Raw genomic sequence first — 13,408 nt, 5'->3', positions numbered from 1 at the left:
AACCTTCGTGCCAACCGGCCAGGGGCCGGACCGTCACGGCTGGAGCGTGCGGTGGGCCGGGACCACACCGCCGGCCACCGCCCGTCGGCGCGGCGCCGCCGTGCCCGTCCAGCAGGTGCCCCTCCGGGTCACCAGGCGGCGGAGCCAGAGCTCCGTGGAGACCAGGTCGGCCAGGCCGTCCAGGGGCAGCGGTTCGCCCTCGGAGGCCGCGCGCAGGGCCTTGCGTACGACGCGGGCCTCGATCAGGCCCGCGTCCGCCAGCAGCGGTGCGTCGAAGAGGGCGATCAGTTCCGGGAGGGCGGTGCGCAGACCGATGCGGCCCGCCGCGTTCGCCGTGGCCTGGGAGGGCGCGCCCCAGCCGGGCGGCAGGTCGTGGATGCCCGCGCCCGCGAGCACCCGGCGCAGGATCGCGGCCCGGGCCCCCGGCTGGACCCGGAGCGACTCGGGCAGCGCGCGGGCCGCCCGCACCACCTGGTTGTCGAGGAAGGGGGCGTGCAGCCGCTGGCTGCGCACCTCCGCGGCCTGCTCCAGGATCCGCTGGTCGGCCGCGTGCCGGGCGAGGGCCGCGCGGGCCCGGGCCTCGCCCGGGCGCTGCACCGAGGCGGGACGGATGGCCGCACCCTGGAGCCGAACCGATACTTCGGCGAGCGCCTCCCCGGTGAGCCAGCGGGCGGCCGGGCCCGGGCGGGACCAGGCGAGGGCGGCGAGCGAGGCGTCGGCGGGGGTGTCGAGATCGGGCGCGAAGCGGTTGGCGTCGGGCAGCAGGCCGGCGGCCTCCTCGAGGCCGGTGCGGTAGGAGGTGCGGGCCAGCCTGCGGGCGGCGCGGTAGACGGACAGCGGGACGGACAAGGAGTGCGCGAAGGGGCCTTCGGCCCGGGCGAGCGCGGCGACGGGCCGCAGGAGGTGGCGTCTGCGCCGGTCCATGAGGAGGTCGGCCAGCCGGGCCGGGTGCGCGTCGAGCACCTGCCGCGCACCGTGCCCGACGAAGTGGTCGGCGCTGCCCGCGGCCAGCCGGCGCCGGTGGCGTTCGGCGACGACGAGCGAGGGGGCGGGTTCGTCGGTGAGCGGGCCGCTCTCCAGAGCGGCGTACGGCAGGGCCTCCTCGCCCGCGGCGACGACGACGTGGTGCAGCCGCGGGTTGGCGGCGATGGCGCGGGCGCGTTCCAGCTCGCCCTCGTGGCCCTGGGCGGACAGGTCGTTGAACGTGACGGCCAGCAGCCGCTCCCCCGCGCCCGTGCCGTGGCCGAGGACCGTGCCCGGCAGTCCGGGCAGTCCGGCGGCCAGCAGGGCGAGCGTGGCGGACGCGCTGCCCCCGGAGAGGTCCGCGCCGATCCCGGGTACGGGCGCGCCCCGGGCCGCCCGGCGGTCGGCGGGGCCCATCCCCGGGACCGGCCCGGGGTCGGGCGGCAGGGTGCCGGGGGCGTGCCGGGGTGCCGTGAGCCGGGCCCGTACGGCCTCGACCAGCGCGTCCCGGACGCCCTCGACCGCGCTCACCGGGTCGGTCTGCGGGGCGGCGACGGCGAGCGAGGCCACCGCTTCGTAGCCGGTGACCTCGCGCGATCCCTCCCGGAGGATCAGCGCGTGGCCCGGCGGGACCCGCTTCACTCCCTCGTACGGGGTGCCGTCGCCCAGTGCCTCGGGGGACTCGGGGCAGGCGAGCAGGGCCGCCAAGTGGCCGATGTCCAGCTGGGCCTCGATCAGGTCGGCCAGCGGGAGGGCCGCCGTGGCGTACGCGGTGCCGTTGGCCCAGGGCGTGTGGAAGACGGGCCTGGCCCCGGCGAGGTCACCGGCGACGGTGACGCGGCGGCCGATCTGGACGACGGCCGTGTAGCTGCCCGGCCAGGCGGTGAGATGGCGCAGGGCCCCGCCCCGGGCGGCGAGGAGGCCGATCCGCAGTTGTTCGTCGGTGGCCCCGCAGCAGCCCAGTACCGCGAGACGGATGGCGGGTGCGCCCTTCGGGGTCGCGGCCGTGACGACCCGCACCTCGTCGGGGCGCCAGTCGCCGACGGCCCACAGCGGATCCGGGTCGCCCCACAGGAGTTGGGAGCCGACCGGCTGGATCGTGCGCCCCTCCCCCTGGCTGCCGACCGCGCCCACGGTGCCGAAGCTCGCGGCGATACTGCTCCACCCCACCAACCAACGCACCGCCGCCTCCACAGGCTGTGGACGAACCGGCGTGCCAGGACCACGGGAACGCCGCTGCGGGACATGCTGCCACGACAACGGCGGCGGGGAGGGGGTACGGGCGGCGCACACCGGATGCGCATGCGCCCCTGGCAAAGGCCCGACCGGGGCTCCGCCGCTTCTCGGGTAACGGGACCACGGGCTCCGGCAGTTGCTCCGTACCACCCTCTGCGGGCGCGGCCCGGACCCGTCCGCACCAGATGCGATCCGGCCAGATTCGGCGCACCACCCACCGATCCGAACGACCGTCGGAATTCGGCCAATCTCCGTCCGCGTCGCAACCGCGCGTTTCGCCTCCGGGAGCTTCCGGGAGCCCCGGGAGGACTGCCGGTGGACTCGGCCCGCGTGGCCTCCGGGACACCGCCGGGCGCCTGGGACGTACCGGCCGGCGCATCCCCCCGGTGCGCCGGCCGGCCCACCCGCCCCCCGTGGAACCGCTCAAGGCACGGCCCGGGAGGTGTGCGTCACCTCCCGGGCCGGTTCGCCGCCCGCGGGGATTGGAGCGGCGGTCTCCCCCAGCCCGCTGAGTCCAGTGCAGCGGGCCGACCCACGCAGGACCAGCGAAGCGCTTGCGTCCTGGCCGGGCCAGAGCGCACGGCCGGGCGCACGGCCACACACCAGGAGCACGCCCTCAGGTCCCCTCGGGGGACCGCTCCACCCCCTGAGCCGGACACGGGGCGCGGCGCGGCGGACCGGCGCGCGGCTCCCCGGGACGCGCCACTCCGCCCGCACGGGCAACTTTCCCGCCATCCGGACGACTGACCCTTAACGGTAGGGATGCGGCGAACTACGCTGTGTTTACTGATGTTCTCAGCAGGGCGGCATATTCCACGGGGCTCGGCCAAATGCCTGTGCGCCGGGAGTGCCCGGGACCGCACCTGGGGAGAACACGGTACGAATGCCGCGCGCCCCACGGGTGACGCGGCGGCCGTCTGTGTGTCGAGGGGTGGCGCATGTCCAGGGAGCAACGCGGGCCGAACGAGAAGCTCGGCACAGTTCTCGCCCTCGCGGGAATCAGCAACGCCGGGCTCGCCCGGCGGGTCAACGACCTCGGAGCGCAGCGCGGACTGACACTTCGTTACGACAAGACCTCGGTGGCCCGGTGGGTCGCCAAGGGCATGGTGCCGCAGGGCGCCGCGCCCCATCTCATCGCCGCGGCGATAGGGGCCAAACTCGGCCGTCCCGTACCGCTGCACGAGATCGGGCTGGCCGACGCCGACCCGGCACCGGAGGTGGGACTGGCCTTCCCCCGTGACGTGGGCGAGGCGGTGCGTTCGGCGACGGACCTGTACCGGCTGGATCCCGCCGGGCGCCGGGGTGGCGGGATCTGGCAGTCGCTGGCCGGCTCCTTCGCGGTGAGCGCGTACGCCACGCCTGCCTCCCGGTGGCTCATCACCCCCGCCGACCCCTCGGTCGCACGGGACTCGACGGCTGCCCAGGACGCGCTCCTGGGTGCCCAGGGCGCACCCGGGGCGCACGGTGCGGCCTCGTCCGCCGGGATGTCCGCGGGTGTGCCCGCGCAGCCCGGACCGGACACGGCACCCGACGCCTCCGCCTCACTCCTGCGGGTCGGCCACAGCGACGTGGCCAAGCTGCGCGAGGCCGCCCAGGACGCCCGGCGCTGGGACTCCAAGTACGGCGGAGGGGACTGGCGTTCGTCCATGGTCCCGGAGTGCTTACGCGTCGACGCCGCACCGCTGCTGCTGGGTTCGTACAGCGACGAGGTGGGCCGGGCGCTGTTCGGCGCGTCGGCCGAACTGACGCGTCTCGCCGGGTGGATGGCCTTCGACACCGGCCAGCAGGAGGCCGCCCAGCGCTACTACATCCAGGCCCTGCGTCTCGCCCGGGCCGCCGCCGACGTACCGCTCGGGGGATACGTCCTGGCGTCGATGTCGCTTCAGGCGACCTACCGGGGCTTCGCGGACGAGGGGGTGGACCTGGCGCAGGCCGCCGTCGAGCGCAACCGGGGCCTGGCCACCGCGCGGACCATGAGCTTCTTCCGGCTGGTGGAGGCGCGTGCCCATGCGAAGGCGGGCGACGCACCGGCCGCGGGGGCCGCGCTCAGGGCTGCCGAGAGCTGGCTGGAGCGTTCCCGGGCCGGCGACTGCGATCCGACCTGGCTCGGCTTCTACTCGTACGACAGGTTCGCCGCCGACGCCGCCGAGTGCTACCGCGATCTGAAGGCTCCCCGGCAGGTGCGGCGGTTCACGGAGCAGGCGCTGTCCAGACCGACGGAGGAATTCGTCCGCTCGCACGGCCTGCGGCTCGTGGTGTCGGCGGTCGCGGAGCTGGAGTCCGGCAACCTGGACGCGGCCTGCGCGGCGGGAACCCGCGCCGTCGAGGTGGCGGGACGTATCTCCTCGGCCCGTACCACGGAGTACGTACGCGACCTGCTGCACCGGCTCGAACCGTACGGGGACGAGCCACGCGTCGCGGAGCTGCGGGAGCGGGCACGTCCGCTCCTGGTGGCCCCGGCCTAGGGCTTGTTTCGAAAGTAGCGCCGTCCGCCCGGAGGGCGGGTCCGACGGCGTCTGGTGCGTGCGATCGCAAGGCGGAGGGTCGCCCCGATACTGGATGTATCGGGGCGATACCGACAACGCAGCGAGCGTGCGTGCCAGACGCCGCCGGACAGGCGGGACTTTCGAAACAAGCCCTAGTACCTGCCTGTCGTTCGGATCCGGCCGGATCGAGGAAGAACGGGCTTCGACCGGACCAGGCGGGGCAGCTGTGGTTCGGGCCCGGCGCGAGCAGGCCGTGGGGGCGTCCGGAGCGCCCTCCGCGCGCGGGGCGCACCACCACACACGCCCGCACGCCCTGGTTCGGGTCCGTTGTCAGTGGGGCGGTGCAGTATCGGGGTGGGAGGTGGCGTGATGGCGACGCACGCGGCGTACGACTGCGACGTGCTGGTGATCGGTGGCGGGATCGTCGGTCTGTCGAGCGCGTACGCGCTCACGCGCACCGCGCCCGGGACCCGGGTCACGGTGCTGGAGAAGGAGCGGGGCCCCGGCCGGACCCCGCCCGGCGGCGGCATGGTCCACACGGGCATCCAGCACGCCCCCGGCTCGCTCCAGGCCCGCTGGACCGTGCGCGGCGCCGCCGAGCTGGCCGATTTCTGCGCGGAGCACGGCCTCGCGCACACGGTGACCGGCAAGCTGATCGTGGCGACCGCCGGCGCCGAGCTGCCCCGGCTGCACGGCCTGGTGCAGCGCGGCCGGGCCCACGGCCTGCCGGTGCGGGAGCTCGGCCCCGCCCAGATCGCGGAGTACGAACCACGGGTGCGGGGACTCGCCGCGATCCGGGTCGGCACCGGCGGGGTCTGCGACTTCGCCGCGGTGGCCGCCCGTCTCGCCGCCGAGGTGAGCGACGCCGGCGGGCGGATCCGGTACGGCGCGGACGTGGTCGCCGTCGACCGGCGCCCCTGGGGCGTCGCGGTGCGGACCTCCGACGGCCGGGTGGTGCGCGCCCGCGTCCTGGTGAACTGCGCCGGACCGCACAGCGACCGGATCGCGCGCCTCGCCGGCGACGACCCGGGCGTGCGGACGGTCCTGCTGCGCGAGGCGTCCTACGAGCTGACCGCGCCCGACCAGGTGCGCGGGCTGGTCCACCAGGTGCCGGACCCCGCGCTGCGGCACCCCGGGGCGCGGCTGACCCGCGGCCTCGACGGCGTGGTCCGCCTCGGCCCGGCCGCCGTGCCCGCCCGTGCCGAGGCGGAGTACGCCCGGTCCGGCGGATTCCTGCGCGAGCCGGCGTCCGTCCTGGGCCGCACCGGTGCCTGGCGGATCACCCTGCGCCGTCGCCACGACGCGGAGGGGGCGCACGGCCGGCCGACGGTCGCCCGGGCCGTGCGGCGGCTGCTGCCCGGGGTGACCGAGGACGATCTGCGGCCGTCCCCGTCCGGTGCCCGTGCCCAGGCGTTCCTGCGGGACGGCACACCGGTGAACGACTTCCTGCTCCGGGACGCCCCGCACGCCGTCCATGTGCTGCACGCCCCGCCGACCGCCGCCACCGCCTCGCTGCCCCTGGGAAGGGAGGTGGCACGGCGGGCCCTGCTGCGGGCGCGGGCGACGGGGTGGAGACCGCCCGCCGTAGAATCGGGTCATTGTGTCTGAGCCTGTGAACCCCACCCCCAAGACCTCCGGCGCCACGGCCGAACCGGCACCGGCCGCCGCGGCCGCCCCGCCCTCCGGCGCCCCCACCGGAGGGGCTCCGGTGCCCCGTACGGACGAGGAGGCCCGCCGCGAGGCCTCCTTCGAGCGGCAGCGCAGGCTCCGCCAGGAGCCGCGCTTCCCCGGTGGCCCGGCCGCCGATCCGGCGGGCTCGCACCACGAGCGCCGCATCCGCAGCTTCCAGCCGCGCCGCAGCCGGGTCACCACCGGGCAGGAGGACGCCCTCCAGCGGCTCTGGCCCCTCTGGGGCCTGGACATCGACGGCCGCCGCGTCCTCGACCTGCCCACGCTCTTCGGCGGTCTCCCGGTGGTCCTGGAGATCGGCTTCGGCATGGGTGAGGCCACCGCGCAGATGGCGGCCGACGACCCGGGCACCGGCATCCTCGCCGTCGACGTGCACACCCCGGGCCAGGGCAACCTCCTGGGTCTCGCCGAGCGCGCGGGCGCGACCAACGTCCGGGTCGCCAACGGCGACGCGATCATCCTGCTCCGCGAGATGCTGGAGCCCGCGTCGCTGGACGGGCTCCGGGTGTACTTCCCCGACCCCTGGCCCAAGACCCGGCACCACAAGCGGCGGCTGATCCAGCCGGAGTTCCTCGACCTGGTGGCCCCCCGGCTGAAGCCCGGCGCGCTGGTCCACTGCGCCACGGACTGGGAGCCCTACGCCGAGCAGATGCTGGACGTCCTCACCGCGCACCCCCTGTTCGAGAACACCCAGGCGGACGGCGGTTACGCGCCGAGGCCCGCGTTCCGGCCGCTGACCCGCTTCGAGGGCCAGGGCCTGGACAAGGGCCATGTCGTCCACGACGTGCTGTTCACCCGCACCGCGGAGCCGTCCGGACCGTCGTCGATCAGCCACTGACCGCCTCCCCGGCCGCCGTACCGTGGCCCGTTGTCGGTCCCCCTCGTTAGGGTCGTCGGGTGTACGACGGGTCCGCGCAACACCAGCAGCCGGCCGTCCCGGTCCTCGATGAGCAACGGCTCGACGAGTTCCTGGGCGCCCTCCCCGGGCGTGGCCACTGGCGCTACCGGCCCCGCCGCGTCGGCATGGTCTGGCGCAGCAGGGCGTTCCGGGCCGGGGCGGTCTTCACCGCGCTCGCCCTCTGCGGTCTGGTGATCCTCGCCCTGGTGCGCGAACAGACCGGCACCGAGGGCTTCCTGGTCGGGCTGGGGCTGGCCGTGCTGCCGGTGCCCCTGCTGATGGCGGCGTTCCGCTGGCTCGACCGGGTCGATCCGGGGCCTTGGCGGAATCTGCTGTTCGCGTTCGCCTGGGGGGCGTGCGCCGCCGCGCTGGTGGCGATCGTCGCCAACACGTTCGCGACCCGCTGGATAGCGACCGCCACGGCCGATCCGGCGAGCGCGGACACGCTCGGGGCCACGGTGATCGCCCCGGTCGTCGAGGAGAGCGCGAAGGCCGCCGCCGTCCTGCTCATCTTCCTGTTCCGCAGGAGGGAGTTCGGCTCCCTGGTCGACGGCATCGTGGTCGCCGGCTTCACCGCCACCGGCTTCGCCTTCACCGAGAACATCCTCTACCTGGGCAACGCCTTCGGTGAGGACCAGCAGCTGGGGACGACGGGCCTCGCGTCGGTGACCGTGGGGACGTTCTTCGTGCGCGTGGTGATGTCTCCCTTCGCCCACCCGCTGTTCACGGTGCTCACCGGCATCGGTTTCGGCCTCGCGGCGCTCGGCGGACGTCGGCACCGGGTCCGCCGGCTGCTGTTCCCGCTGCTCGGACTGGTGCTGGCCATGGGCCTGCATGCCGCGTGGAACGGTTCCTCGGCCCTGGGCGGATTCGGCTTCTACGCGGTGTACGGCGCGGTGATGGTGCCGTGCTTCGGCCTGCTGACCTGGCTGGCGATCTGGTCGCGGCAGCGCGAGCTGCGTACGCTCGCCGCCGAACTCCCGGTGTACGCGGCGGCCGGCTGGCTGACCCCGGCGGAGCCGCTCGCCCTGTCCTCCATGCGGGCCAGGGGCACGGCCCGTGACATGGCCCGGCGCTGGCACAGCCACCCGGACCCGGCCCGCGGCAAGCAGGCGGCCCGGGCGGTCGCGGAGTACGAGTCGTTCGCGACGTCGCTGGCCGTGCTGCGCCGCCGGGCCCGCCACGACGGGGCGGAGCCGGACTTCGCCGCACGCGAGCGGGAGTTGCTGCACCACCTGTGGCAGCGCCGGGGCGTCGCGGCGCCCGCCCTGACGTACGCGGCGCAGGTGACGGGCCGGGTCCGCCGCCCCGGTCCGCCTGTCCTGCCCCGGCAGGTGCCGTACGGCTACGCGCCCCCGCGGCAGCGGCCCGCCCCGGTCCCGGCACCGCACCGGCACTACGGCGGCTACAACCCGTATCTGCACACGGACGGCGCCGCGCCGGACCCGTACGGCACGCCGCCCGGGTAGGGGGCGCCGTCCCGGACCGGCGCGGTCTCACACAGGGGCGGCGCCCCGGCCCGTGACCATCAGGCGGACGCCTCGGTGAGCTCCGCGAGCTGGCTCTCCGTCAGCTCCAGGTCCGCCACGGCCAGCAGCGCCGGCAGCTGCTCGACCGTACGGGCGGAGGCGATCGGGGCGGCGACCGTCGGGCGGGCGGCGAGCCAGGCCAGCGCGACGGTGGCGATCTCGGCGTTCCGCTCCTCGGCCACCTTGTCGAGCGCGGCGAGCACCTTGCGCCCGCGCTCGGACTCCAGGTGCGCGGCCGCGCCTCCCGCCCGCGCGCTCTCGACCTCGGTGCCCGGGCGGTACTTGCCGGTGAGGAAGCCGGCGGCCAGGGCGTAGTACGGGACGGCGGCGAGCCCGGCGTCGGCCGCGGTGTCCAGCAGCGGGCCCTCGTAGGTGTCACGGGAGACGAGGTTGTAGTGCGGCTGGAGCGCCACGTAGCGGGCCAGGCCCTCGCGCTCGGAGAAGTCCAGGGAGGCCCTCAGCCTCTCGGGGCTGATGTTGGAGGCCGCGATCTCCCGCACCCAGCCGGCCTTCACCAGGTCGTCGAGCGCGGTGATGATCTCCTCGACCGGGACGCTCTCGTCGTCGAAGTGCGTGTAGTACAGGTCGATGTGGTCGGTCCCCAGCCGCCGGAGCGACGCCTCGGCCGCCTTCTTGACCGTCGGCGCGGAGAGCCCCTTGTACGCGGGGTGCGAACCGGCCTTGGTGGCGACGAGGACGTCGTCACGGCGGCCACGCGACGCCAGCCACTTGCCGATGAGGGTCTCCGACTCGCCGCCCTCGTTGCCCGGGACCCAGGCGGAGTACACGTCGGCGGTGTCCACGAAGTTGCCGCCGGCCGCCGTGTACGCGTCCAGCACGGCGAAGGAGGCGGCCTCGTCGGCCGTCCAGCCGAAGACGTTGCCTCCGAGGGCGAGGGGGAAGACCTTGAGGCCGGAGGAACCGAGTGTGCGATAGGTGGTCATACCCGGGACCAACGAGGCGGCCGATCCGCCTATTCCGCGCGTACCGCCGTCCGTGGCGTACCACCGGCGCACGGCGGACCGGCAGCCCTGACGTCGGGGGTGTCGTCAGGGCTGCCGGGGTTCAGGGGTACGCCGGCGCGGGGCTCAGACCGTGAGGCCCTTGCTGCGCAGCCAGCTCATCGGGTCGATGCCGGAGCCGTCCGCGGTGTGGACCTCCAGGTGGAGGTGCGGGCCCGTCACGTTGCCGGTGGCGCCGACGCGGCCGATGGTGTCGCCGGTGCTGACCCGCTGGCCCGCCGACACGTCCATGGAGGACTGGTGGCAGTACCAGATCTGGGTGCCGTCGTCGAGCTCCAGGACCGTGCGGTAGCCGTACGAGCCGGACCAGCCGGCCGACTTGATCGTGCCGCCGTGGACGGCCTTGACCGGCGTACCGGTCGGAGCGGCGAAGTCGAGTCCCGTGTGGTGGCCGGAGGACCACATCGAGCCGGACTGGCCGTAGGTCGAGGTGATCGTGTAGGAGGAGGTGGGGATGGCGTAGCTGGCGGCGAGCTTGGCGAGGCGCTCGGCCTCCGCCTTCTTCTTCGCCGCCTCTTCCGCCGCCTTCTTCTCGGCCGCGGCCTTGGCCTCCGCCGCGCTCTGCTGCTTCGCGGCCTGCTGGGCGGCCTGTTCGGCCGCGGCCGTCTCCTGCGCCGCCCTGGCCTCGGCCTCGGCCCCGGCCTGCTGCTGCTCGGCCTGCTGGAGGATGCGGGCGCGCAGCGCCTCGCCGGCGTCGGTGGCGCCCTGCTCGGCCTCCGCGGCGGTGATACCGGCGCTGGTGAGCGGGGCGGAGGCGACGATCTCGGTGGACCCGGCCTCGGAGTCACCGGCCATGAAGGCGCCTACACCGGGAAGGGATGAGGCGTCGGGGAGATTGGCCTTGATGGAATCGGGAAGGGAGATGGAGACCGGCGGTTTGCTCTGCGCGGTGGCCATGCCTCCCGCACCGACGGCCGCGATGACGCCGACGCCGAGGACGGTGGAGCTACGCGCGAGACCACGCTGCTTGGCCACGCGGTGCCTGCCGCGCACGGGGCGGACGGATTCCTCGGTGGGATTCCATTCCTCCCAGGCCCTGTCCTCGTCACCGAAAGATCCGGACCTGAGGGGCGACGAGGTCTCGGGGGCAGGCTGATTGGACGCCACGTGGGCGCACTCCTTTCCTTCCTTCTCGCCTACCGGGTTAGCTGACGGGTTCGGAGCAGGAAGGTCTCCTACGGGCCTCTGGATGCCTCTTACGAGACACAGGTGCCCGATTCACCCCATGTAGGTGGTTCCCCGGTTCCCTTGCGGAATTCGGCGCTCGCGCACGGTGTCGCCTCTTGCGACGACTGGGACGACCGCGCTGCGTTATCGAACGTTAATAGACACGGGGCTCCGATTCCAAGCCGTTCCCGGTGATCATCAGCATGTTCGGCCGGGACTTTCAGTAAGGAATCACCCGCAAACGGGCGCCCTGAGCGCGTGATGGCGTTACGTCACTTTCTGACGGTTCGTCAAATGTTATGCGGAGCGGGGTCTCCCGGTCACGGACGGTCGCAGCCGCTCATCCACCGTCCCGCCCCACGATCTTCACCGTCTTCCGCGGCCCCTTCTGCCCCCTGGCGGGCCGTCCGACGGCCAGCAGCGCCATGTCGTCCGTCGACCGCCCCCCGGTGTGCAGCCGGACGTCGTCGGTCAGTGCGGAGAGCAGTTCCTCCGGCCCCGGGAAGATCCGGCCGCGCAGCCGGTCCGCCGGGTCGTAGAAGGCACCACGCGCGTCCCGCGCCTCCGACAGCCCGTCCGTGAAGACCAGCAGCGTCGCCCCGGCCGGCATCGTCCACTCGTCCGAACGGTCCGGCCACACCCCCAAGCCCATCCCGATCGGCAGCGCGGGCACGCCCGGCGCCAGCACCTGGAGCCGGCCGTCGGCGTGCAGCAGGATCGGCTCGGGATGCCCCCGGTTGACGATCCGCAGGACGTCCGAGCCCGCCGGGATCTCCGCGAGGACGGCGGTGACGAACCCCTCCACGGAATCCAGACCGCCACGCCGCACGCCCTCCCGGGCCAGCGCCCGCTCCAGCCGCTGCGCCACCCCCTCCAGGGAGGACTCCTGCTCGGCCGCCTCCCGGAACGCCCCGATCACCACGGCCACCGCTCCGACGGCCTCCAGCCCCTTGCCCCGTACGTCCCCGACCACCAGCCGCACCCCGAACGGCGTGTCCACGATGGCGAAGAGGTCACCGCCGACGAACTCGTCCGCCTGCGCCGCCTCGTAGCGCGCCGCGACCAGCAGTCCGCCGATCCGGTCGTCCGGTGTGGGCAGCACCGCGCGCATCGCGGTCTCCGCGATGACCCGGGCCGAGGCCAGCTGTTCGTTGCCGCGCCGCACGACACCGTTGATGACGAGCGCGAGCGCGGAGACGGTGACCAGGGTGAGCAGTTCGGTGAGCGGTGCGACGCGGCCGATCGTGCCGTGGGCGGCCCGGATGGCCACCACCACGAGGAGCGCGGCCCCCGCGGTACGGACGGTGCTGGCCAGGGAGAAGAAGGGGGCGGCGATCAGCGGGGCCGCGGCGAAGAGCGGGATGGCGGAGACGTTGGGCGCGGTCATCAGGTCGACCACCGCCCCGGCCGCGATCATCAGGACGGGCAGTGCCCGCACGAAACGCCGCGTCCGGGCACCCTCGACGGCCGCGCCGCGCTGTCCGTCCCGCTTCCCCACCTGTGCACTCCTGCCCGGTCCGCCCACGGCTGCGGACGGTACCGCGCGGCGCCCGGACCGGCCGGAGCCGCGCCGCGTGGCGGCTCGTCATCGGCCGAAGGGAGGAGCGCGCCGAAGCCCCGGCCGTCCCGGTGGTCAGCCGGGGAGCCGGTGCCGCGCGTAGATCGTCAGTGCATCCCGTACGAGGACGGCGGTGCCGTCCCCGTACCGATCGTAGTTCTTCCGGAAGCGCGGATCATCGACATACATGGCGCCGAGTCCCGTCACATAGGCGCGGGTGGCCGGTGCCGTGGCCGAAAGCCACGCGCAGTGCCGCCGGGCGATGTCCTGGACGGCCGCGCTTTCCGGGGCCTCCCCGTCCACCCTGGCCTGCCCGTAGTCCCGGGCGATGGCGTCGTGCTCGGCCAGGAACGCGGTGCGCTCCCCGGACCCCAGCCCCCGCCACCACCGGTCGCCCTTCTCGTAGGCCTCCCGGCCCCAGCGCTCGGTGACCTCCTCCTGGTGAACGGTGTGGTCGAAGCCGTCGAACACTTCCTCGGCCATGAGTTCCCTCCCCTCCTCGGTCCTGCGGAGCGTGGTCCGCACCGAGGCGATCTGCCGCCCGATGCGCTCACGCTCCTGCTCCAGCAGCCCCAGATGGGCCCGTAGCGCCGTCGCGGTGTCCCGCTGACCCGCCAGTACGTCCTTGACGGCCGGCAGCGAGAGCCCGAGGTCCCGCAGCAGCAGGATGCGCTGCAGCCGGACGAGGGCGTCCTGGTCGTAGTAGCGGTAGCCGTTGGCGCCGGTACGGCTCGGCGCCAGGAGGCCGATGTCTCCGTAGTGCCGGAGCGTGCGGCTCGTCGTACCGGCGCGTCTGGCGATTTCCTGGATGGACCACTCCATGCCGGAAACGCTAGAACTTCACGCTGCGTCAAGGTCAA

The 13,408-nt window shown here is 74.4% G+C and carries 9 protein-coding genes and 1 riboswitch; of the genes, 4 read left to right on the top strand and 5 right to left on the bottom strand.

Annotated elements, in window-relative coordinates; genetic code table 11:
- Positions 1-33: 33 nt before the first annotated feature.
- Positions 34-2,145, bottom strand: a complete 2,112-nt coding sequence (locus SACTE_RS17630) for an asparagine synthase-related protein (protein ID WP_014047375.1) — start codon at positions 2,143-2,145, stop codon at positions 34-36.
- A gap of 992 nt (positions 2,146-3,137) precedes the next feature.
- On the opposite strand from SACTE_RS17630, the gene SACTE_RS17625 reads away from it, so the two are divergent.
- From SACTE_RS17625 to SACTE_RS17610, 4 genes are all read left to right on the top strand, one after another.
- Positions 3,138-4,664: a hypothetical protein gene (locus SACTE_RS17625; protein WP_014047374.1), complete on the top strand. Its 1,527-nt coding sequence runs from the start codon at positions 3,138-3,140 to the stop codon at positions 4,662-4,664.
- Positions 4,665-5,054: 390 nt separating this feature from the next.
- On the top strand, positions 5,055-6,293 hold the full coding sequence (gene lhgO, locus SACTE_RS17620; protein ID WP_014047373.1) for an L-2-hydroxyglutarate oxidase: 1,239 nt from the start codon (positions 5,055-5,057) through the stop codon (positions 6,291-6,293).
- A 4-nt stretch (positions 6,294-6,297) separates the two neighbouring features.
- A complete protein-coding gene (gene trmB, locus SACTE_RS17615) occupies positions 6,298-7,212 on the top strand; it encodes a tRNA (guanosine(46)-N7)-methyltransferase TrmB (protein ID WP_014047372.1) in 915 nt (304 codons plus the stop codon).
- Between the two features lie 59 nt (positions 7,213-7,271).
- Complete coding sequence (locus SACTE_RS17610; RefSeq protein WP_014047371.1) at positions 7,272-8,741, top strand: PrsW family intramembrane metalloprotease; 1,470 nt, start codon at positions 7,272-7,274, stop codon at positions 8,739-8,741.
- Positions 8,742-8,800: 59 nt separating this feature from the next.
- On the opposite strand, the gene SACTE_RS17605 is transcribed toward SACTE_RS17610, so the two are convergent.
- The 4 genes from SACTE_RS17605 to SACTE_RS17590 all read right to left on the bottom strand — a co-directional run bounded on the left by SACTE_RS17605 (position 8,801) and on the right by SACTE_RS17590 (position 13,370).
- A complete protein-coding gene (locus tag SACTE_RS17605) occupies positions 8,801-9,745 on the bottom strand; it encodes an aldo/keto reductase (RefSeq protein ID WP_014047370.1) in 945 nt (314 codons plus the stop codon).
- A 144-nt stretch (positions 9,746-9,889) separates the two neighbouring features.
- On the bottom strand, positions 9,890-10,930 hold the full coding sequence (locus SACTE_RS17600) for a M23 family metallopeptidase (RefSeq protein WP_014047369.1): 1,041 nt from the start codon (positions 10,928-10,930) through the stop codon (positions 9,890-9,892).
- A gap of 11 nt (positions 10,931-10,941) precedes the next feature.
- A riboswitch (cyclic di-AMP (ydaO/yuaA leader) is annotated at positions 10,942-11,096 on the bottom strand.
- A gap of 234 nt (positions 11,097-11,330) precedes the next feature.
- A complete protein-coding gene (locus SACTE_RS17595) occupies positions 11,331-12,488 on the bottom strand; it encodes a PP2C family protein-serine/threonine phosphatase (protein WP_014047368.1) in 1,158 nt (385 codons plus the stop codon).
- 135 nt (positions 12,489-12,623) lie between these two features.
- Positions 12,624-13,370: a MerR family transcriptional regulator gene (locus tag SACTE_RS17590; protein WP_014047367.1), complete on the bottom strand. Its 747-nt coding sequence runs from the start codon at positions 13,368-13,370 to the stop codon at positions 12,624-12,626.
- Positions 13,371-13,408 lie beyond the last annotated feature (38 nt).

It is taken from the genome of Streptomyces sp. SirexAA-E, assembly GCF_000177195.2.
Taxonomy (GTDB): domain Bacteria; phylum Actinomycetota; class Actinomycetes; order Streptomycetales; family Streptomycetaceae; genus Streptomyces; species Streptomyces flavovirens.
This window is presented reverse-complemented; position numbering and strand designations above follow the sequence as displayed.

Bases quoted from the DNA above. Each gene is read 5' to 3' on its own strand.
- SACTE_RS17625 (WP_014047374.1), top strand. From the start codon at position 3,138: ATGTCCAGGGAGCAACGCGGGCCGAACGAGAAGCTCGGCACAGTTCTC.
- lhgO (WP_014047373.1), top strand. From the start codon at position 5,055: ATGGCGACGCACGCGGCGTACGACTGCGACGTGCTGGTGATCGGTGGC.
- SACTE_RS17605 (WP_014047370.1), bottom strand. From the start codon at position 9,745: ATGACCACCTATCGCACACTCGGTTCCTCCGGCCTCAAGGTCTTCCCC.
- SACTE_RS17590 (WP_014047367.1), bottom strand. From the start codon at position 13,370: ATGGAGTGGTCCATCCAGGAAATCGCCAGACGCGCCGGTACGACGAGC.